20 protein-coding genes and 2 riboswitches are annotated in these 20,241 nt (G+C 73.9%); of the genes, 8 read left to right on the top strand and 12 right to left on the bottom strand.

Going from position 1 to position 20,241, the window contains the following annotated elements; translation table 11 throughout:
- Positions 1 to 5 precede the first annotated feature (5 nt).
- Positions 6 to 581, bottom strand: coding sequence for a 1-acyl-sn-glycerol-3-phosphate acyltransferase (locus WBQ80_RS04085; protein ID WP_336571147.1), 576 nt, complete (start codon positions 579 to 581; stop codon positions 6 to 8).
- A 254-nt stretch (positions 582 to 835) separates the two neighbouring features.
- Between WBQ80_RS04085 and WBQ80_RS04080 the strand changes: the two genes are divergently transcribed.
- On the top strand, positions 836 to 2,521 hold the full coding sequence (locus WBQ80_RS04080) for a cell wall-binding repeat-containing protein (RefSeq protein ID WP_336571148.1): 1,686 nt from the start codon (positions 836 to 838) through the stop codon (positions 2,519 to 2,521).
- A gap of 36 nt (positions 2,522 to 2,557) precedes the next feature.
- Here the strand turns inward: WBQ80_RS04080 and WBQ80_RS04075 are convergent, their stop codons facing one another.
- A complete protein-coding gene (locus tag WBQ80_RS04075; protein WP_336571149.1) occupies positions 2,558 to 2,809 on the bottom strand; it encodes a hypothetical protein in 252 nt (83 codons plus the stop codon).
- A gap of 31 nt (positions 2,810 to 2,840) precedes the next feature.
- Here WBQ80_RS04075 and WBQ80_RS04070 point away from each other — a divergent pair, with 31 nt between their 5' ends.
- Positions 2,841 to 3,275, top strand: a complete 435-nt coding sequence (locus WBQ80_RS04070; RefSeq protein ID WP_336571150.1) for a MarR family winged helix-turn-helix transcriptional regulator — start codon at positions 2,841 to 2,843, stop codon at positions 3,273 to 3,275.
- Between the two features lie 25 nt (positions 3,276 to 3,300).
- Here the strand turns inward: WBQ80_RS04070 and WBQ80_RS04065 are convergent, their stop codons facing one another.
- Complete coding sequence (locus tag WBQ80_RS04065; RefSeq protein ID WP_336571152.1) at positions 3,301 to 4,158, bottom strand: hypothetical protein; 858 nt, start codon at positions 4,156 to 4,158, stop codon at positions 3,301 to 3,303.
- 221 nt (positions 4,159 to 4,379) lie between these two features.
- Here WBQ80_RS04065 and WBQ80_RS04060 point away from each other — a divergent pair, with 221 nt between their 5' ends.
- From WBQ80_RS04060 to WBQ80_RS04045, 4 genes are all read left to right on the top strand, one after another.
- Positions 4,380 to 4,730 (top strand): DUF7882 family protein, encoded by a 351-nt coding sequence (locus WBQ80_RS04060; protein WP_336571153.1) that lies wholly within the window; start codon positions 4,380 to 4,382, stop codon positions 4,728 to 4,730.
- A gap of 83 nt (positions 4,731 to 4,813) precedes the next feature.
- Positions 4,814 to 5,704, top strand: a complete 891-nt coding sequence (locus tag WBQ80_RS04055) for an Fpg/Nei family DNA glycosylase (protein WP_336571154.1) — start codon at positions 4,814 to 4,816, stop codon at positions 5,702 to 5,704.
- A gap of 69 nt (positions 5,705 to 5,773) precedes the next feature.
- Entirely contained in the window at positions 5,774 to 6,487 is a 714-nt protein-coding gene (locus WBQ80_RS04050; RefSeq protein ID WP_336571156.1) for an LON peptidase substrate-binding domain-containing protein, read from the top strand.
- Positions 6,484 to 6,675 (top strand): hypothetical protein, encoded by a 192-nt coding sequence (locus WBQ80_RS04045; RefSeq protein ID WP_336571157.1) that lies wholly within the window; start codon positions 6,484 to 6,486, stop codon positions 6,673 to 6,675. The genes WBQ80_RS04050 and WBQ80_RS04045 overlap by 4 nt, the downstream gene beginning before the upstream one ends.
- Positions 6,676 to 6,703: 28 nt before the next feature.
- On the opposite strand, the gene WBQ80_RS04040 is transcribed toward WBQ80_RS04045, so the two are convergent.
- Both WBQ80_RS04040 and WBQ80_RS04035 read right to left on the bottom strand, forming a co-directional pair.
- Entirely contained in the window at positions 6,704 to 7,120 is a 417-nt protein-coding gene (locus WBQ80_RS04040) for a hypothetical protein (protein WP_336571158.1), read from the bottom strand.
- Between the two features lie 88 nt (positions 7,121 to 7,208).
- Positions 7,209 to 7,874, bottom strand: coding sequence for a phosphoribosyltransferase (locus WBQ80_RS04035; protein WP_336571159.1), 666 nt, complete (start codon positions 7,872 to 7,874; stop codon positions 7,209 to 7,211).
- A gap of 154 nt (positions 7,875 to 8,028) precedes the next feature.
- Between WBQ80_RS04035 and WBQ80_RS04030 the strand changes: the two genes are divergently transcribed.
- Positions 8,029 to 9,687, top strand: coding sequence for a VWA domain-containing protein (locus WBQ80_RS04030; protein ID WP_336571160.1), 1,659 nt, complete (start codon positions 8,029 to 8,031; stop codon positions 9,685 to 9,687).
- 85 nt (positions 9,688 to 9,772) lie between these two features.
- On the opposite strand, the gene WBQ80_RS04025 is transcribed toward WBQ80_RS04030, so the two are convergent.
- The 7 genes from WBQ80_RS04025 to WBQ80_RS03995 all read right to left on the bottom strand — a co-directional run bounded on the left by WBQ80_RS04025 (position 9,773) and on the right by WBQ80_RS03995 (position 18,403).
- The gene (locus tag WBQ80_RS04025) at positions 9,773 to 11,356 is read right to left on the bottom strand and encodes an MDR family MFS transporter (protein ID WP_442892673.1); all 1,584 of its coding nucleotides are present in this window, start codon (positions 11,354 to 11,356) and stop codon (positions 9,773 to 9,775) included.
- 118 nt (positions 11,357 to 11,474) lie between these two features.
- Complete coding sequence (locus WBQ80_RS04020; protein WP_336571161.1) at positions 11,475 to 12,617, bottom strand: cysteine desulfurase family protein; 1,143 nt, start codon at positions 12,615 to 12,617, stop codon at positions 11,475 to 11,477.
- A complete protein-coding gene (gene nadC / locus WBQ80_RS04015) occupies positions 12,614 to 13,513 on the bottom strand; it encodes a carboxylating nicotinate-nucleotide diphosphorylase (RefSeq protein WP_336571162.1) in 900 nt (299 codons plus the stop codon). Before nadC ends, WBQ80_RS04020 begins: the two co-directional genes overlap by 4 nt.
- A complete protein-coding gene (gene nadB, locus WBQ80_RS04010) occupies positions 13,513 to 15,096 on the bottom strand; it encodes an L-aspartate oxidase (RefSeq protein ID WP_336571163.1) in 1,584 nt (527 codons plus the stop codon). Before nadB ends, nadC begins: the two co-directional genes overlap by 1 nt.
- A 1-nt stretch (position 15,097) precedes the next feature.
- Positions 15,098 to 16,504, bottom strand: a complete 1,407-nt coding sequence (gene nadA, locus WBQ80_RS04005) for a quinolinate synthase NadA (protein WP_336571165.1) — start codon at positions 16,502 to 16,504, stop codon at positions 15,098 to 15,100.
- Positions 16,501 to 17,271 carry an NUDIX hydrolase gene (locus tag WBQ80_RS04000; protein WP_336571166.1) on the bottom strand — a complete coding sequence of 257 codons (771 nt, stop codon included), beginning with the start codon at positions 17,269 to 17,271 and terminating at the stop codon, positions 16,501 to 16,503. The genes nadA and WBQ80_RS04000 overlap by 4 nt, the downstream gene beginning before the upstream one ends.
- 181 nt (positions 17,272 to 17,452) lie before the next feature.
- Positions 17,453 to 18,403, bottom strand: a complete 951-nt coding sequence (locus tag WBQ80_RS03995; RefSeq protein ID WP_336571167.1) for an endonuclease domain-containing protein — start codon at positions 18,401 to 18,403, stop codon at positions 17,453 to 17,455.
- 297 nt (positions 18,404 to 18,700) lie between these two features.
- A riboswitch (glycine riboswitch) is annotated at positions 18,701 to 18,806 on the top strand.
- 57 nt (positions 18,807 to 18,863) lie between these two features.
- A riboswitch (glycine riboswitch) is annotated at positions 18,864 to 18,965 on the top strand.
- 44 nt (positions 18,966 to 19,009) lie between these two features.
- Here WBQ80_RS03995 and gcvT point away from each other — a divergent pair.
- On the top strand, positions 19,010 to 20,188 hold the full coding sequence (gcvT, locus tag WBQ80_RS03990) for a glycine cleavage system aminomethyltransferase GcvT (protein WP_336571168.1): 1,179 nt from the start codon (positions 19,010 to 19,012) through the stop codon (positions 20,186 to 20,188).
- The last annotated feature ends 53 nt before the right edge of the window (positions 20,189 to 20,241 follow it).

The following is a 20,241-nucleotide window of genomic DNA, read 5'->3' as shown; positions in this document are numbered from 1 at the left end:
GGGGACTACGGCGTCCCCCGTTCGTCGCGGAGGCGGGGCTCGGTGCGCAGGTGCGGGCGGAGGCCGGACTTGTCCGCGTAGAACGCACGGATCCGCTCCATGTCGGCCGCGACGTCGCCGGTGAGCTCGAAGGTCGGTCCGAGGCCCGTGGTCATGGTCGTGCGGTCCACGTACCCGAGCGTGACCGGCATGCCGGTCTCGCGGGCGATGCGGTAGAAGCCGGACTTCCAGTACCGGTTCGATCCGCGCGTGCCGTCGGGAGTGACGACGAGCCCGAACACCTCCCCCGCGCGGATGCGCCCCACGACCTCGCCGACGACCCGGCTGGGGTCGTCCCGGTCGACGGGGATGCCGCCGAGCCGGCGCATGATCGGCCCGCGCCATCCGCCGAACAGGCTCTTCTTGCCGAGCCAGCGGATCTCGATGCCGTAGCGCCACGCGATGGCGAGCATGAGGACGAAGTCCCAGTTCGACGTGTGGGGAGCGCCGATGAGCACCGAGGGTCGATCCGGCGCCGGTGCGCCCGCGAGCGTCCACCTGCTGCAGGCCCAGTAGAGGTGGGAGACCAGTCGTCGGAGCATCCGGCCACCGTATGCGACGGATCATGCCGGAAACGGCATGCGGTCCGCCGTCCGCCTGCCGAGCGGTGGTTCCGGAGTCGGCGTGCGCGACACGCCGTGCTGCCTTCCGTGATCCGGCGCGGGAGCTGCGTAGCCTGATCGGTTCAAGACAAACGTTCAACATGAACTTCACAGTTCGCCCGCCGACGCCTACACTGCGATGACGAGCCGGCGCGGACCCCTCCGCCGCCAGCTCGCTCCGGGGGGAGGCGATGGTGGTCCGGTCGTTCCGCGTTCGCGGCATCGTGGGGGTGGCAGCGGCGCTCGCGCTGGCGTTCGGCACCGCCGTTCCCGTCCACGCCGATGAGCTCGTCCCCGACGGCGGACCGCAGTCGGTCGCGACGGCACCTCCGGCGGCGGATCCCGCGCCCACCGCCGCGCCGGCGCCGACGCCCGGGCCGCCGCCGAGCCCGGCGCCGACCTCGGCGCCGCTCGAAGGGGAGGACCCGCCCAGCGCGACGCAGCCCCCTGCGGAGACCCTCGCACCCCCCGCCGAGATGTCGTCCCGCAGCGAGACCCGGCAGTCGACCGAGATGTCCGCGACGGTCGCGGATCCGGTCATCCAGGCCTTCGGAACCGGCGTGCACCGGCTGGCAGGGGCCGACCGGTACGAGACGGCGGTCGCCATCTCGAAGCGGTTCGGCCCCAACGTGCCGGTGCTCCACGTCGCGACCGGGCTGAACTTCCCCGACGGGCTCACGGCGGCCGCTGCTGCGGCGCGGTCCGGCGGGCCGCTGCTGCTCACGAGGACCGACGCCCTCCCCGAGGTGGTGCGCGCGGAGATCGTGCGCCTCGCTCCGGCCCGCATCGTCGTGGTGGGCAGCGACGCGGTCGTGAGCCAGGCGGTCTTCGACCAGCTCGCGACCCTGGCCCCGACGATCACCCGGCTCGGCGGCACCGATCGGTACCAGACCGGCGAGCTCGTCGTCGACGACGCGTTCGGCGCCGCCACCGAGGCGTTCGTCGCCACGGGGGCCGACTTCCCGGACGCCCTCGCGGCATCCGCGGCAGCGGGGGCGATCGGCGCGCCCGTGTTCCTCGTCGAGGGGCTCGCCCAGTCGGCCAGGCAGACGACCGTCGCGGCGATGAAGGCGCTCGGCGTGAAGACCGTCCGCATCGCGGGCAGTGCCGGCGCAGTCAGCGAGGGGATCGCGAAGCAGCTCGCGGGCGAGGGCTTCACGGTGCTCCGCCACCAGGGCGCCGACCGGTACCTCACCGCCGCGGCCATCAACGAGGCCGTCTTCCGCAGCACGTCCTCGGCCGTCGGGAGCGCGTTCCTCGCGACCGGGAGCGACTTCGCCGACGCCCTGTCCGGCGCGGCGCTCGCGGGCGCGATCGGGTCCCCGCTCTACCTCACGCGCGCGACCTGCATCCCGCACCCGGCGTGGACCGCGCTGCGCGAGATGGCGCCGCCCGCGCGCGTGCTCCTCGGCAGCGCCGCCGTGGTCGGCGACGCGGTCGCCGAGGACACGGCCTGCGGCACGGACTGGGCGAAGCCCGCGAACGGCCGCATCACGAGCTCGTTCGGCCCGCGGGAGCCCATCTGCACGTCCGGTGGGTGCACCTCCTCGTTCCACGGCGGAACCGACCTCGCGACCGGATGCAACGCGCCCATCTACGCCGCGAGCTCGGGCAAGGTGAGCACGGCGGGCTGGGTCGGCACGTACGGCAACTTCATCAAGATCGCGCATGCCTCGAGCATCGACACGGGCTACGCGCACCTCGTCGACGGCGGCATACGGGTCAAGGTGGGCCAGACGGTCTCGGTGGGCCAGCTGATCGGCTACTCCGGCACGACCGGTGCGTCCACCGGATGCCACCTCCACTTCGAGGTGTACCAGGCCGGGACGCGCATCGACCCGGTGCCGTTCCTGTCCGCACGGGGCGTGACGCTCGGCTGATCGGCCGGGGGAGCCGTCGCTCCGTGCCGTCCCGGTTCAGGCCGCGTGGCCTTCGCGGACCGGACAGTGCAGGCGCGTGGCCGTGTTCGCGTCGCCGCGATCGATGCGGTGCGCGGCCATGGGGGCGCCGCAGATCGGACACGACGGGTCCGGCGCGGGCCGGTACGGCGCCTCCGGACGCCCGATGCCGACCTCGGCCGGTCCGGCGAAGGGGTACAGGAACCGGTTGACGCGCGCCCAGAACCCCGGGACGTCCTTCCACGGGTTCGGGAGCTTCTCTTCGTGCACGAACAGTTAGTGTACTCGCTATTCTTGGGGGATGACCGATCCGCTCGAGCTGGACCGACAGCTCTGCTTCGCGCTGGCGGCGACGAGCCGCGAGGTCGTGCGCCTCTACCGTCCCTCGCTCGACCCGCTCGGGCTCACGCACCCCCAGTACCTCGTGCTCCTCGCGCTGTGGGAACGCAGCCCCCGGCGACTCCGCGAGGTCGCCGATCGGCTGTACCTCGAGCCGGCGACCGTCAGTCCGCTGATCGGGCGCCTCGAGGCGGCGGGCCTGGTCACGCGGTCGCGCAGCGCCATCGACGAGCGCGCGGTCGACATCGCCCTCACGGGCGAGGGCGCCGCCCTCCGCGAACAGGCCCTCCGCGTGCCCGGCGAGGTCGTCGAGCGCCTCGGGTACTCGGTCGAGCGACTCGAGCGCCTGCGCGACGAGCTCACGTCGCTCCTCGACGCGGCGCACGCGGTGGCGTGAGGCGCCGCGGCCGCCGGGTGCGCCGTCAGTCCGGCGAGGACGTGCAGCGCACGTCCTGGATCCAGCCGTAGTCGTAGTCGTCGTTGCCGAACACCACGGGCAGCGCTTCTCCGGCGGTCGCGTCGCCCTCGGTGAGCGTGCGCGTCTCCTCTGCGGGCGCCGCGACGTCGGCATCGTTCGAGAATCCGAGCTCGATCTCGAGGGTCGCGCAGTCCGACTCGGGGAGCAGCGCAGACTCCCAGCACCCCTCGGCGTGCTCGACGCCGCACCGACTCGCGTAGCGGCCGTCGGAGTACATCTCGAGCGCGGCGGGGAACGTGAAGGCGATCTCGTCCGCCTCGACGCGCTCGACGCCCGGGTCGGCGGTCGGCTCCGCGTCGGTGGAGCCGTCGGCCTCGTCGGCCGCCCCCTCGCCCGCGTCGCCGTCCGAGGCGCCGTCGTCCGGGCCGACGGGGGACTGCTCGGAGGCGACCCGGGCCTGCTCCATCGCGGCCGTGGCGAGTCCGGCGGCGCCCATGCCCGCCGCGACCAGGGCCGCGAGGAGCACGACCGAACCCGCGACGATGCCGATGACGGCGCCCGCGGGGAGGCCGCGCCGACGGTTAGCCGGCGCCGCGGCATCCGTCGTGGGCCCGCTCGCCGTGGCCGGCGTCGCGACGGGCGGCACGACCGCGCCCGGGGGCAGGACCTCGGCGAGCAACGCGGCGCGCGCCTCGGCGAGCGTGGCGGCCCACGCCTCGGCCGACGCCCGTCCCTCCGCATCGGGGTAACGGGACGGATGGCGCTCCCACGCCTCCCGTGCATACGACTGCTCGACCTCCTCGGGCGAGAGCGGGGCGGCGGGGTCGAGGCGCAGGACGGTGCGCGCGGTGTTCGGGTCCACAGCGGGATCATACGGTGCCTGGAGTCGTCCGAAGCGCGCTGCCATGCCGGAACCTCCGGTGTCAAGACCCTCCCCCGAATCACCCGGAGTGCATAGAACTATCTGCGCGGGTCCCGAAGCCCGTGACAGGCCGTCGGTCCGCGTGCGTTCGACCACGCGCGTCCCGGGAGCGCCCGGGCGACCGGCGGCCTGACCGATCCCCCCGCATCGGAAGGACCACCTTGGGCAACCTCATGCTCGGCCGCATCGTCCGGATCGACCTCCCGGACGACGTGCTCGCCCACGTCCACGCGGTCGTCATCGCGAAGCTGCGGGTGCGCGAACCCGTCATCGTGGGCTGGGTCGCCGACGGCGGTCACCACGACGAGGTCATGGTGAACCCCACCATGCCGATCATCGCCCAGTACGACGTCGACCAGGACCCGAGCCTCGACCGGCGCTGGCTCAATCGCCTGATGATGGCGGCGAACGGGGTGCGCGGGCTGCAGCTCACGCCCGAACTCGTCGAGTCGCTGCGGGCGATCGACGGCGACGCATCGGATGCCGCGGAGCCGGCCTCCCGCTCCTCCTGACCGTCGCCGCGCCGAGCCTCCCGCGACCCGCACCTCGACGTCGACCCCGTGCGGATTCCGGCGACCGGTGACACGATGGGGCGATGCCCGAGATGCCCGAGGTCGAGGCGCTCGCCCAGTTCCTGCGCGAGCGCTCGGTCGGCCGCGCGATCGCCTCGGCGCGCGTCGCCGCGATCTCGGCGCTGAAGACGTTCGACCCGCCGCTGCACGCGATCGAGGGGCGCCCGATCGCGGGGGTCGCCCGGCACGGCAAGTTCGTCGATCTCGAGATCGCTCGCGCCGCGGCGAGCGGCGAGGGCGAGGCGGGCCTGCACCTCGTGTTCCACCTCGCCCGTGCAGGGTGGCTCCGCTGGTACGACGAGGTCCCCGCCACCGTGCTGCGCCCCGGCAAGTCGCCCATCGCGCTCCGCGTCCGGCTCGACGACGGCTCCGGGTTCGACCTGACCGAGGCGGGCACCAAGAAGTCGCTGGCGGTCTACGTGGTGCGCGAACCGCGCGACGTCCCGGGCATCGCGCGCCTCGGGCCCGACCCGATGACCGACGGATTCACGCTCGACGACTTCGCTGACGTCCTCGCCGGGCGGCGCACGCAGGTGAAGGGGCTGCTGCGCGACCAGTCCGTGCTCGCCGGGATCGGCAACGCCTACTCCGACGAGATCCTGCACGCCGCGAAGATGTCGCCGTACAAGCTCGCCGGCTCGCTCTCCGACGACGAGGTGCACCGGCTGTACGAAGCCATGCGCGAGACGCTCGGCGAGGCCCTCGCCGAGGCGTCGGGCCGGCCCGCCGCCGAGCTGAAGGACGCCAAGCGTCGCCGGCTCCGGGTGCACGGGCGCACCGGCGAACCGTGCCCGGTCTGCGGCGACACGGTGCGCCAGGTCGAGTTCCACGACTCGACCTTCCAGTACTGCCCCACCTGCCAGACCGGCGGCAAACCGCTCGCCGACCGCGTGCGGTCACGACTGCTGAAGTAGCGCTGAGGGGATGCCGCGAGGCCCCTGATTCGCGACCCGTTCCCAGCCGTGCGGTGGTTCACTCGGCGCATGGCCCCGTTCGCGATGTTCCCGCTCGGGAGCGTGCTCTTCCCGCACATGCCGCTCGCGCTGCGCGTGTTCGAGGAGCGCTACCTCGTGATGATGTCCCGCGTGCTCGGCGACGAGCCCGCCGAGTTCGGGGTCGTGCTGATCGAGAGCGGACGCGAGGCGGCCGGTCCCGAGGCCCAGCGACGCTTCCGCCACGGTACCGTCGCCGAGGTCACCGAGCTCGGCGAGACGGACGGCATGCTCGCGGTGCTCGCCCGCGGGGGCCGTCGCATCGAGGTCGTCCGATGGCTCGACGACGATCCGCACCCCGCCGCGATCGTGCGCGACCTCCCGGAACTCGAGTGGGATCCCGCCCTCGCTCCACTCCTGGCGCAGGCCGAACTGGTCGTCCGGCGCACGATCGCGCGAGCGAGCGAGTTCGTGGAGCTGCCGTGGGACGCCGACGTCGGGCTCAGCGACGACCCCGTGGCATCCGCGTGGCAGCTCGCCGGGATCGCCCCGCTCACGCAGCTCGACCAGGTCGCGCTCCTGCGTGCGCAGAGCCTCCGCGAGCTGCTGACCCGCCTCATGGACTTCACGCACGACGCCGGCGCGGTGCTCACCGCGGCATGGACGGCGGAGGACGACCTCGACGCCGAGCTCGCGGCGTTACGCGACGACGCCGATCCCGACGACCCCCATCCCGGAGACGACCCCGAGGAGAACCGCACGTGACCGATCGATGGACGCGCCTGACCTGCCCGGAGTGCGGCGGTACCGCCGCCGCACTCGTGACCGTGGTGCCCACCATGGGCGACGCCGGCCTGGCCGTGAGCGCCTATCGGTGTCCCGGCGGATGCCGCCTCGACGACGTGCACGCGGGCGTCGACGAGGCCCTCGGCATCCGTCACGTCTTCGGTTGAGGCCGGCGACGCGGACGGCGCGCCCGGCCTAGCGGCGGGTCTCGCCCGGGCTCGGGCTCCGGTCCTCGCCGTCGATGACGTCGGGGTCGACGGCCGCCGCGCCGCGGGCGTGCTCCTCGCGCTCGGCCCGCAGCCGCTCGGCGTCCGAACGGTGCTCCTGGCTCTGCTGGGCGAGCCGCTCGGCCTCGAGCTGCGCCTCGGCCGCCTTGGCCTCCGCGTCGCGCGCGGCGGCATCGGTCTTCGCGGCACGGACCTCGCGCTCTCGCGCCGCCGCCTCGACCTCGGCGGCGCGTTCCCGCATCTCCGCGGCCTCCTGCCGCCGTCCCTCGACCTGCCGCTCACGGCGTCGGTTCGAGGTCGCGACCCAGGCGATGACGGCGATGAGCGCGATGAGTGCGATCACGCCGACGACGATCCAGATGATGGTGCTGGTGTCCAAGTCCACGGTGCTCCGCCTTCCCGTTCGGGCTCGACCACTCAACCGCGGCTCGCGTCCGACCGGAAAGGGGTTGCGCGCGTCGGCTCTCCTGTGCTCAACCCGGACCGGAGCCGTCCGCCGCTGCGCGGCGATGGGCTGCATCCAGGATCGCCGACACCTCGTCGTCCCCGGTCTGCCGGAAGTCGAGGTAGTGCATGCCCACCGACATGAAGCCGGGCGGCGCCTCCACGCAGACGATCTCATCGGGCTCCGGGATCGACTCGAGTGCCCGCGGCGATCCCACGGGGACCGCCAGCACGACCCGGGACGCCCCACGTGCCCGGGCCACCCGGCACGCGACCCGCGCGGTCGCGCCCGTCGCCACCCCGTCGTCGACGACGATGGCGGTGCGCCCGCGGACCGGGACCGGCGGCCGGTCGCCGCGGAACCGTCGCACGCGCGCCTCGAGCTCCGCGCGTTCGCGGCGCTCCACGGCCGCGAACTCCTCCGGCGTCACGTGGCCGAGCCCGACGACGTCCTCGTTCACGACCTCGGCGCCCTCCTCGCCGACCGCGCCCATCGCGACCTCCGGTCGTGCGGGCAGGCCGAGCTTGCGCACCACGAGGACGTCGAGCGGCGCCCGGATCGCGCGCGCCACCTCGTCGGCCACGGGGACCCCGCCCCGGGGCAGGCCCAGCACGACGGCATCGTCGGCCGGGAGCAGGGCCACCGCCGCGGCGAGCCGGCGGCCCGCGTCACGGCGATCGGCGAAGCGGCTCACCGGCCGGTCCCCGCTCTCGGGCGCACGCTCGCGGCTGAGTTCGCCATTCGCTCATGTTCGCATATGCTGTCAGCACCCTTCCCCCTGAACGGGGGAACCCGTTCAGACTGGGATCGGCGCGCCTGCGGCGCGGCCGTTCGGCTTGGAGTGCCCCGTGGGACGTCACAGCGTCGCGGCTCCGGCGAAGGCGCCGAGCCGCCGATTCATCCTGTCCGTCGCCGCCGGCGTGGCGGTCATCGCCCTCGTCGCGTCCGGCGTCTACCTCTGGGTGGGAGGCCACCTCAACCCCCTCCTGGCGGTGGCCGACCAGCCGACGTGCGACGAGCCCGAGCAGCTCCTCGTGGTCGCCGATACGTCGATCGCCCCGTCCGTCGCCGAACTCGCCGCCGACTTCGACGCCGACCCCAAACGGTGCGTCGAGACCGAGGTCCGGGCCCAGGACTCGGCCGACACGGCCGCCTCGGTGGCCGCCGGCACGTCCGACGCCGAGGTCTGGATCCCGGATTCCACGGTCTGGATCGACCGGACGCGCGCCACCGCGACGTCGCTCGGCCTCGGGGCGCCGGTCCTCGAGGTGGGCGACTCGATCGCCTCGTCGCCCATCGTCTTCGCGGCCGCCGCCGCCGACGCCGAGGAGCTCGCGAAGGAGCCCGTGAGCTGGGCCCGCGTGCTGAACGGCCAGCTGCCCGCGCTGCTGCCCGACCCCGAGGCGTCGGCGGCGAGCCTCGCGAGCCTGTACGCGCTCAAGGGGCAGTCCTCGCCCGACGACCCGCGCCAGTTCGCGGGCGCGATGATCGCCCTGAGCAAGTCGATCCCCGCGTCGCCGGATGCGGCGATGGCCACCGTCACCTCGTCCGCCACGCCCGTGATCACGCTGACGAGCGAGGCGCGCGTCGTGGCGCACAACGCCGACGACTCGGCCGAGCCGCTCGTCGCGGCCTATCCCACGGAGGGCACCGTCGCGCTCGACTACCCCTTCGTCCGCATGGCCGATGAGCGCACCGAGAACCTCGACGCCTTCCGGGCGGCGCTGTCGAAGGCCGGCGACCACTTCGCCGAGGCGGGCTTCCGTGCGCCCGACGGAAGCGGCGAGCTCGAATCGCGCGGCGTCGCCGCGACCGCGCCGCCCGCGCAGAGCGAGCTCGACGGCGCCGCCCAGATCGAGATCCTCCGGGCCTGGGGCGTGCTGACCATGCGCGGCCGCATGCTCGCGGTGATCGACGTGTCCGGCTCGATGCAGGACCCGGCCGCGAACGGCCTGCGCCGCATCGACGTGTTCCAGCAGGCCGCCATGGGCGCGGTCCAGAAGTTCTCCGGAGAGGCCGAGCTCGGCGTCTGGCTCTTCTCGACGGCGCGCAACGGTAACCTCGACTACGAGGACGTCGCGCCGATCGCCCCGCTCGCCGACGCGGCGCACACGCAGCGCATCGCCGGCATCATCCAGTCCCTGCCCTCGCGGCTGGGCGGCGCCACCGGCCTCTACGACACCACGCTGGACGCCGTGAAGCGGGTCCGCGAGACCTACGACCCCGAGAAGGTCAACTCGGTCCTCGTCATCACCGACGGCAGGAACGAGGACCAGAACGGCATCAGCCTCGACCAGCTGCTCGCCGAGCTCGCGACGATGGACGACCCGAACAAGCCGGTTCCGGTGATCATGATCGGGTTCGGACCGGACACCGACCTCCAGGCCATGCAGAAGATCGCCAAGGCCACCAAGGGCGGCGCCTACTCGGCCGCCGAGCCCGAGGACCTGGGCACCGTGCTGGTCGACGCGATCTCGCAGCGCACCTGCCGACCCGACTGCGGCTGACCGGCCGCCACCCGCACCGACTGAGACGCGCGGCGCCCGATCCCCGGAGGGGCGGGCGCCGCGCGTTCGTCGCGTGGGTCGCTGTTCAGTGCGCTGCGGGGGCGCCCGCCATATCGGCGGGCCGGCGGACCAGCGTGGCGCCGACGATCGCGAAGACCGACACGATCGCGCCGACGAGGAACGCGTTGCGCACTCCGGCCGCCTGCGCGGCGACGGCGGCCGTGCCGGCGGCCTCGGCGGTCGCCGCCGTCGCCGTCATCACCGTGATGAACATCGCCGTGCCCGCCGCCCCCGCGACCTGCTGCAGGGTGCCGACGATCGCCGAGCCGTGCGAGTACAGGCGCGGCTCGACCGAGCCGAGGGCGCTCGTGAAGAGCGGCGTGAACATGAAGGCGAGCGCCGTCGACAGCGTGACGTGCGCGATGAGCACCATCCACGGCGGGGTCGACTCCGTGACGAGCGTGAGCGACCAGAGGACGCCGCTCACCACGACGCTGCCCGGCACGAGGAGCGGCGTCGGACCGAGCCGGTCGTACAGGCGGCCGACGGTGGGCCCGAGCAGCCCCATGACGAGCCCGCCCGGCAGCACGAGCAGCCCGGTCGCGAGCGGCTCGAGCCCGAGCACGTCCTGCAGGTAGATGGGCAGGAGGATGATCGTGCCGAACAGGGCGGCCATCATCACCGCCATCATCGCGATGGACACGGCGAAGTTCCGCGTCCGGAAGGTGCGCAGGTCGAGCAGTGCGCGATCGACCCGCTGCAGGCGGACCTGCCGCAGGATGAAGACGAGGATGCCGAGTGCGCCGATCACGAGCGACGCCCACATCGGCAGGGCGTCGGCGGGGGAGCGGCCGCTCACCACGCCGCCGACCAGGCTGAGCCCGAAGACGAGGCCGCCGAAGCCGATCGCCGAGAGCACGACCGAGACCACGTCGATGGGGAACACGCGCGTCTCGCCGACGTTGGTCACCCGGCGGAGCCCGATGACGAGCATCGCGAGCGCGATGGGCAGCACGAGCCAGAACATGTAGCGCCAGCCGAGCGAGTTCAGGATCAGTCCGGAGATCGCCGGCCCCACCGCGGGCGCCACCGACATGACGATCGAGACGCGGCCCATGAAGCGCCCCCGGTCGGACGGCGGGACGAGGGTCATGAGCGTGGTCATGAGCAGCGGCATCATGATCGCCGTGCCCGTCGCCTGGACGATGCGGGCCGCCAGCAGCACCTCGAACCCCGGGGCGAGCGCGGCGAGGAGCGTCCCCGCGGAGAACAGGCTCATGGCCGTCCCGAACACGGGTCTCGTGGGGAAGCGCTGGAGCAGGAAGCCGGTGATCGGGATCACGACGGCCATCGTCAGCATGAACGCGGTCGTGAGCCACTGCGCGGCCGTCAGCGTCACGCCGAGGTCGACGACGAGCTCGGGGATCGCGACGCTCATGATCGTCTCGTTGAGGAACACGACGAAGGTCGCGGCCAGCAGCAGCCAGATCACGCGCGTGTCGCGCGGCCCTTCGGCGGCCGCGCCCCGATCGGCCGCCCGATCGGGGGCCGTCGCGGCGTCGAACGGCGCGTCGTCGCGTGGTGGCAGCGTGATCGAGTCGGTCTGGGGTGCGGTGCGTTCGGTCACGTGCGTCCTCGTTCGTATCGTCGTCTCGTCGTCGCCGGCCATGACGGAGCGCGTGCGCAGCGGCGAACGCGAGGTGAAACCACCCGTCCGCCGCGTGGTATTCCCGTTCGAGGGGAAGCATGCGCGTGAATATTCCTCGCGACCTCCCGTGCCGGGCCGGTCAGCGCACGATAGCGCGCACCGCCGACACGGCGTCCGCGAGCGCGGTCGCCGCGAACTCGACGTCGTCGGAGGCGGCGTCCGAGCCGAACGAGAAGCGCACGGCCGTGCGCGCGAGGTCCGGGTCCAGGCCCATCGCGGTCAGCACGTGCGAGGGCTCGTCGCTGCCCGCAGCGCACGCCGACCCGCTGGAGACGACCACGTCGCGTCGCTCGAGCTCGAGCAGCACGGCCTCGCCGGCGGTCCCCGGGAACACGTACGAGGCGGTGCCGGGAAGTCGCCGCGTCGCGTGGCCCGTCGGCACGGCGTCCGGGACCGACGAGGCGACGAGGTCGCGGAAGCGCTCCGTGAGCGCGGCGACGCGCGCAGCGGCATCCGGCCGCTCGGACTCGGCGAGCCGCAGCGCCGTCGCGAAGGCCACGGCCCCCGCGACGTTCTCGGTTCCCGACCGGCGGCCGCGTTCCTGGCCGCCGCCGTGCAGGACGGGCTCGAGCGGGAGCCGCCCGCGCACGACCAGCGCGCCGGTGCCCTTGGGTGCGCCGACCTTGTGCCCGGCGAGCGACATCGCGTCGACCGCGAGCGCATCGAGCGAGAGCGGCAGCCACCCTGCGGCCTGCACGGCATCGGCGTGCATGAGCGCGCCGGCGCCGTGCGCGATGCGGGCGAGCTCGGCGATCGGGTTCACCGTGCCGACCTCGTTGTTGGCCAGCTGCACCGAGACGAGCGCGGTGTCGGGGCGGATGACCCGCTCGAGCGCCTCGGGGGAGACCATGCCCGTGGCGTCGACCGCGACCTCGGACACCTCGAAGCCGTGCAGGCGGCGCAGTGCGTCGGCCGACTCGAGGACCGCCTCGTGCTCGACCGGCGAGACGACGACGTGACGCCCGCGCGGGTTCGCCAGCGCCAGTCCCTTGAGCGCGAGGTTGTCGGCCTCGGTGCCGCCCGACGTGAACACCACGTCGCCCGGCCGGCTGCCCACGACGGCCGCGACCTCGCCGCGCGCCCGGGCGAGGGCACGGGCGGCCTCGTCGCCGAATCCGTGCCGGCTCGACGGATTGCCGAATGCGCCGGTCAGGTAGGGCCACATGGCCTCGAGCGCCTCGCGGCGCACGGGCGTGGTGGCGGCGTGGTCGGCGAAGATCATGGCGACCCCGAGACGGACGCGGCATCCGTCGACGCCGTGCCGGCCGGGTGGACGGCCATGTCGAGCCCGAGGTCGACCGCGCGGGCCGAGTGCGTGAGCGCGCCCACCGAGATGACGTCGACCCCGGTCGCCGCGATCGCCCCGACCGTGTCGAGGCTCACGCCGCCGGACGCCTCGACGACGGCCCGGCCCGCGATGAGCTCCACGCCCGCGCGCAGGTCGTCGAGGGAGAAATTGTCGAGCATGACCGTGTCGGCTCCGCCCGCGAGCACCGCCTCGACCTGGTCGAGGCGGTCGACCTCGACCTCGAGGTGGGCCGTGTGCGGCATCCGCCCGCGGGCCTCGCGGAGCGCCGTCGCGACGTCGGCGCCGCCGGCGGTCAGGACGGCGAGGTGGTTGTCCTTGGCCATGACGGCGTCGGAGAGCGAGCGCCGGTGGTTGCGTCCCCCGCCGTCGCGCACCGCCTGTCGCTCGAGGCTGCGCAGGCCCGGCGTGGTCTTGCGCGTGTCGACGATGCGGGCGCGGGTCCCCGCGACGGCCTCGACGTACCGGGCCGTGAGGGTCGCCACCCCCGACATCCGCTGCACCAGGTTGAGCGCGACGCGCTCGGCTCGAAGGATGCCTCGGGCGGGCCCGTGCACGCGCGCGAGCACGTCGCCCGCGGCGAACCGGTCGCCGTCGCCGGCGCGCAGCTCGACGTCGATGGCCGGGTCGACGAGGCGGAAGGCCGCCTCGACCACGCGCACGCCGCTGAGCACGCCGGCTTCGCGCGCGACGAGCTCGGCCGTGGCGGTGGCCGTCGCCGGGATCAGCGTCTCGCCCGTGAGGTCGCCCCAGGGGGCGTCCTCGTCGAGGGCCATGAGCACGACCCGCTCGATCTCGCGGAACTCGGTCATCAGGCGGCCTCTCGTTCGGTGTCGGCGACGGATGCGGCGTCGCGACGCGTGTGCGCGCCGACGCTCGTCGTGCGGGCGAGCGCCGACGCCACCGTGAGGCGGGCGAGCTCGAGCAGGTTCCGGTCCTCGGCCGTGCGGCGGTCGACGACCTCGGGCGCGCGCCATCCGTCGAGCCGGGCGGATGCCGCGGCGAGCCCGTCGGCGTCGCGCTCGAGGCCGACGTGGTCCCACATGAGCTGCTGCAGCTCGCCTCGGTCGACGACGCCGGCGCCGACCCGGCCGGGACGGACGTGCGCGACCTCGGAGGATCGCGGCGCCGCGCCCGCGGGCGCCGCGCCGCGTCGTCCCAGGGGGCCGACGACGGGGCGGCCCGCGTCGCCGGGCCACGGGCGGTCCGCCCCCGCGGCACCCGAGGCGGCGAGGTCGCGCGCGGCGCGCTCGGCGAACACCGCGCCCTCGAGCAGGGAGTTGGACGCGAGCCGGTTGGCGCCGTGCACGCCCGTGCGGGCCGCCTCGCCGACCGCCCACAGGCCGGGCAGGCTCGTGCGCCCGTCGAGGTCGGTCGCGATCCCGCCCATGGCGTAGTGGGCGGCCGGCACGACCGGCACCGGCTCGCGCGACCAGTCGAAGCCGGCGCGTCGACATGCGGCGTCGATCCCCGGGAAGCGGGCGGCGAGCCGCTCGGCGCCGAGGTTCGACGCATCGAGCACGACGGGTTCGCCGTCCTGCTCGGCCATCCGCCGCCACACGGCCCGGGCGACCACGTCGCGCGGCGCGAGCTCGGCTCGCGGGTCGACGTCGAGGAGGAAGCGCCGGCCGGCCGCGTCGCGGATCACCGCACCCTCGCCGCGGACGGCCTCGGAGACGAGCGGCGTGCCGGGCACGGCGAGCGCGGTCGGGTGGAACTGCACGAACTCCAGGTCGCGGAGCTCGGCCCCCGCGCGCGCCGCCGCAGCCACGCCGTCCCCCGTCGCGACGTCGGGGTTGGTCGTATGCCGGTACAGGCATCCCACGCCGCCCGTCGCCAGGACGACGGCGTCGGCGCGGAGGTCGGTCGGGGTCCCGTGGCCCGGCCCGGCCCAGATCACGCGGATGCCGACCACCGATCCCGCCTCGGCGACGAGGTCGACGAGCGTCGTCTGCTCGAGCACGCGGACCCCGCGCCGGCGGATCGTCTCGACCAGTGCCGCCTGGATGGCGGCGCCCGTGGCGTCCCCTCCCGCGTGGAGGATGCGCGCACGGGAATGCGCCGCCTCCAGGCCGCGGGCGAGGCCGGACTCGTCGCGATCGAATGCGACGCCGAAGCGGATGAGGTCGCGGATGCGCGCCGCTCCCTCCTCGGTCAGCACGCGAACGGCGTGCGGGTCGGCGAGGCCCGCGCCGGCCGCGATCGTGTCCGCGGCGTGCCGTCCCGGGGCATCGCCCGCGAAGACCGCGGCCGCGATGCCACCCTGCGCCCACGCGGTCGCGCCCTCGCCGAGCGCTGCCTTCGTGACGACGGTGACGTCGCAGCCCGCCTCGGCGGCGCGGATGGCGGTCCACAGCCCGGCGATGCCGGAGCCGACGACCACGACGCGGGTCATGTCACGCCCCGACGGATGCGGCCGCGGCATCCGTCGCCGCGGCGATGGTGGACCCCGCGGGCACGGTGGCGGAGGCCGGCGGCTTGGCCGCGAGCATGCGCTCGAGGGCGACCCGGGCGGGCTCGGCGACATCGTCGGCCACCTCGATGCGGTTCACGACCCGGCCCGCGACGAGCTCCTCGAGCACCCACGCGAGGTAGCCCGGGTGGATGCGGTACATCGTCGAGCACGGACACACGACCGGGTCGAGGCAGAAGATCGTGTGCTCGGGGTGCTCGGCGGCGAGCCGCTGCACGAGATTGATCTCGGTGCCGATCGCGAAGGTGGACCCGGCGGGCGCCGCCTGGATGGCCTTCACGATGAAGTCGGTCGACCCCGCGGCATCCGCCGCATCGACGACCGGCATCGGGCACTCGGGGTGCACGATGACCTGCACGCCCGGGTGCTCGCGGCGCGCCTGCTCGATCTGCTCGACCGTGAAGCGCTTGTGCACCGAGCAGAAGCCGTGCCACAGGATGACGCGGGCGTCCTCGAGCTCGGCGGCGGTGCTGCCGCCGAGCGGCTTCCGCGGGTTCCACATCGGCATCGCCTCGAGCGGCACCCCCATGGCCTTCGCGGTGTTGCGGCCGAGGTGCTGGTCGGGGAAGAACAGCACGCGCCGGCCGCGCGCGAACGCCCACTCGAGCACGGTCGTCGCGTTCGACGACGTGCAGACGATGCCGCCGTTGCGGCCGACGAAGCCCTTGAGCGCGGCCGACGAGTTCATGTACGTGACGGGGATCACGGGCACGCGACCCTCCCCGTCGGTCGCGGTCAGGTCGCCGTAGACCTCCTCGAGCTGCTCCCAGCACTCCTCGACGCTCGACGTGTCGGCCATGTCGGCCATCGAGCAGCCCGCGGCCAGGTTCGGGAGGATGACCGCCTGCTCGGGACGCGAGAGCATGTCGGCGGTCTCGGCCATGAAGTGCACGCCGCAGAACACGATCGCCTCGGCCTCCGGCTTGGACTTGGCGGCGTTCGCGAGCTGGAACGAGTCGCCCGTGAAGTCGGCGTGCTGCACGACCTCGTCGCGCTGGTAGAAGTGCCCGAGGACGACGACGCGGTCGCCGAGCGTCGCCTTCGCGGCACGGATGCGCTCGTCGAGCTGGGCGGGGCCCGCCTCGCGGTACTCGGCCGGCAGCGACCCCTGGCGCGGCGCACCCGCCGGGATCACGTCGCCCATCGAGGATCCGGGACCGTAGCCCGCGGGACCCCGGTCGAACTCCCAGGGGCCCTTCGCGAGCTCGGGCGCGCAGGTCTCGCCGCGCGACGTGCCGGTCGTGATGAGGCGGATGCTGCGGTCGACGGATGCGGCGTCGCGGATGCTGCGCCCGGCCTCGGCCGTGGTGACGGGGATGGTGGTGCTCATGGCGTGTCCTTGCTGCGCGTGCCGGGCCGTGCGGTCGAGGGCGGGGTGGCGGATGTCGCGGGCGGCGTCGCCGCGAGCGCCGGCGAGGGCGACGCCGCGGCCGAGTGGGCGGGATCGAAGCGGTACAGGGCGGGCGGCCGGTGGCGCGTCCCGGAGAGGCGCTCGCCGGTGTCGACGAGCGTGCCGGAGGCCTCCATGGTGCGGCGGAAGTTCGCCGGGTCGAGTCGCTTGCGGAGCACGGCCTCGTGCACGCCGCGGAGCTCGGCCATGGTGAACGTCTCGCCCAGGAGCGCATGGGCGATGCCCGAGTACTCGAGCTTGGTGCGCAGTCGGCGGAGCGCGTAGTCGATGATCGCGTCGTGGTCGAACGCCAGGTCGGGGAGGTCGTCCTCGTCGAACCAGCGGACGTTCTCGTCGGAGACGGCGCGCTCGACCTCGTCGGAGTGCACGAGCGCCCAGTACACGACCGAGACGACGCGCTCACCGGGGGAGCGGTCGGGGTCGCCGAAGGTGTAGAGCTGCTCGAGGTACCGCGGGGAGAGCCCCGTGGTCTCGGCGAGGGTGCGACCGGCGGCGGCATCGAGCGACTCGTGCACGGGCAGCCAGCCGCCGGGCAGGGCCCATCGGCCCAAGCCGGGCTCGCGCAGGCGGCGCACGAGGGGGACTCGGAGGCTCGGGCGCTCCACGCCGTCGCCGTCGGTCTCCGGGGAGAGGGCGAAGATGACCGTCGACACGGCCAGGCGCGCCTGCGCGTGGTGCTGCGGCATCCGTCCCCCTTTCTCTCGGTCTTCGTGTCAGGATGACGCGAAGTCCTCCCAACAGCTTACAGTCACCCTGACACGAACGCCAATCGCGTGACGCCCGGCTGCTCGCGGCGCAGACTCCGCACTCCACCACCCCTGGCCGCGGGTCCCACGTGGTGGACTGCGGAGCCTGCGGCAGTGCGGGTCATGGAGCCCATCCGCGCGAGCGGAGACGGGCGGCGATGCGCGCCACGGTCCGCTGCGACGCCGCGCCCGGGCGGTCCGGAACGTCGTCTGCGGTGAAGCGGACCACGATCCAGCCGGCGTCCTGCAGCCGCTCGTACCGCGCGATGTCGCGCCGGAACTGCAGTGGCGCCCGGTGGTGGTCGCCCTCGTACTCCAGCGCGACGCGGTACTCGGGGTAGGCGAGGTCGACGGTCGGCTCGTACCCGTTCAGCGCCCGCTCGACCACGCGGTACGCCACGACGGGCTCGGGCAGGCCCGCCTGCACGACGCGGACGCGAAGCAGCGACTCACGACGTGAGAGCGGCCCGGGTCGCAGCAGGGGGAGCGCCTCGCGCAACAGGCCGACTCCAGTCGTGCGGCGGTGGGCGGCGGCCGCCGCCGTGAGCGCGGGAACAGAGGAGAACGCACTCCGACGGCCTGAGTCGAGCCTCCGCACCGTGATGAGGTGGTCGCCGACCGCCACGAGGTCCTCCAGGCCCAGGAGCCGCGCGAGTTGGCACCACGTGGTCGCGGCATCGGTCATGCGGACGCCCCCGACCCGGACGACGTGCGTCCGTGCCGCTTCGAGCTGATGGCCGATCACGCCGGCGACCCGGGGCTGCGCGTCGCCGGCGAGTACCGAGACGTGCAGCAGCCGGTCGTCCTCGATCGCGGCCGGCAGGGGCACGCCGTTGAGGATCGCGGCCGTGCTGTGGCTGAAGAACTGGGTGGCCGGCATCCGAGCGGCGTACGCGGCGGCGAATGCGGCCACCGACTCGGGTGCGTCGACCCGCAGCCGCGCTCCTCGGTACGGCGTCCGCAGATCGGATGCCTCAAGCCGACGCCGCGACGCGCCGAGCCCGACCGCGTGACGGACCCCGAACGCGGGCTCCGACGAGAGGGGCTCGGGCAACGGTGCGGGATGCGGCATCCGCTCAGCGTGCCCGCTCGCGCCGGAGACGGGTGAGTCTGTCCACATGCTCGACCGTCGGTGGTCCAGAGTCCGCAGTCGACCACGCCACGGATCCGGTCAGGGGTGGTGGAATGCGGAGTCTGCGCAGAGGGGTGGAGAGCTGAGGTGAGAGGGAGATAGGGAGAGGGAAAGAGAGGGAGAGGGGGAGAGAGGGAGAGAGGAAGAGGGAGAGAGGGAGAGGGCGAGAGTGGGGCGCGCGGGCGCGGGGGACGGAGGGGCGTTGTAGACTGCGACGACAACCGCACATCGGGCCGTCCACGCATCGCGGGAGAGCCGGCAGTCCCGTCACGACGAGACCAGCCGGCACCGAAGGAGCAAGCCTCCCCGCCAATCTCTCAGGTCGCATCACCGCGATGACCAGGCCACTCTGAAAAGTGCTCCGCGCGGAGCGCGGAGCAGATCGAGCAGCGCCGCCGCAGGCGACGCGTCTCGAGATCCCCGCACCCGTGCGGGCCGCCGAAGGTGAAAGCAAGCTCCCCGGGGCGCGCGAAGCTCTCAGGCCCATGACAGAGGGGGAGTTCTCGAGCGGCGCATCGCCGCGCCATCGCGCGATATGGAGAACTCGTGACCGACGCAACCGGCACCACCGACCCCGGCACCGCCACCGAACGACGCAGCCCCCTCGACGAGGTGCACCGCGCCGCGGGCGCGTCCTTCACCGACTTCGCCGGCTGGCAGATGCCCGTGCGCTACTCGAGCGACCTGGCCGAGCACCGCGCGGTGCGCGAGCACGCGGGCCTGTTCGACCTGTCGCACATGGGCGAGATCCTCGTGGTCGGCCCGGAGGCCGCCGACGCGCTCGACTACGCGCTCGCCGGAAAGCTCTCGGCCATCGCCGAGGGACAGGCCAAGTACTCGCTCCTGCTCGCCCGCGACGGCGGGGTCGTCGACGACCTCGTCGTGTACCGCACCGGCGAAGACCGCTACATGGTGGTCGCGAACGCGTCGAACCGCGAGGTCGTGGTCGAGGAGCTCCGGAACCGCACCTCGCCGTTCGACTGCGAGGTGTTCGACGAGTCCGACGACATCGCGCTCATCGCGCTGCAGGGCCCCGACGCACTCGAGGTGCTGCAGCAGACGGAGGGCTTCGGGATCCAGGGTCCCGGCAACGACGACGAGGACTTCGACGCCGCCGTCGCGGCCCTGAAGTACTACCGCGCGCTCGCCGCCGAGTTCGAGGGCGAGCCCGTCCTCGTCGCGCGCACCGGGTATACGGGCGAGGACGGCTTCGAGCTCTACCTTGCGCCCGACCGCGCTGCGCGGCTGTGGGAGGCCCTCCGGGAGACCGGCGGCCCGCGGGTCGTGCCGTGCGGCCTCGCGAGCCGCGACACCCTGCGCCTCGAGGCCGGCATGCCGCTCTACGGACACGAGCTCACGCGCGACATCCTGCCGGTGCAGGCGGGCCTCGGCCGCGTGGTCGCGCTCTCGAAGGACGGCGACTTCGTCGGCCGCGCCGCGATCGAGCAGGGCCCGGCCGACGGCGCGCCCGTGCTCGTCGGCCTGACCGCGGAGGGCCGTCGCGCGCCGCGCGCCGGCTACGAGGTCTACGACGGCGACGGCGACGGCGCGCGCCGGGTCGGCGAGGTCACCTCCGGTGCCCTCTCGCCCACGCTCGGCCACCCGGTCGCGATGGCGTTCGTGGCCCCGGATGCCGCCGAGCCCGGCTCGCAGCTGTTCGTCGACGTCCGCGGCACGCGCATCGCGGCATCCGTGACGCCCCTGCCCTTCTACAAGCGCGCCTGACCGCGCCCCCGACCGCACCGCAATCCGCACCGCCCGAGACCACGAGGAGCACG

The organism is Agromyces sp. CCNWLW213 (assembly GCF_037199545.1).
Lineage (GTDB): Bacteria > Actinomycetota > Actinomycetes > Actinomycetales > Microbacteriaceae > Agromyces.
Note: the sequence above shows the minus strand (reverse complement) of the source record. Positions and strands in the feature narration are given on the sequence as shown.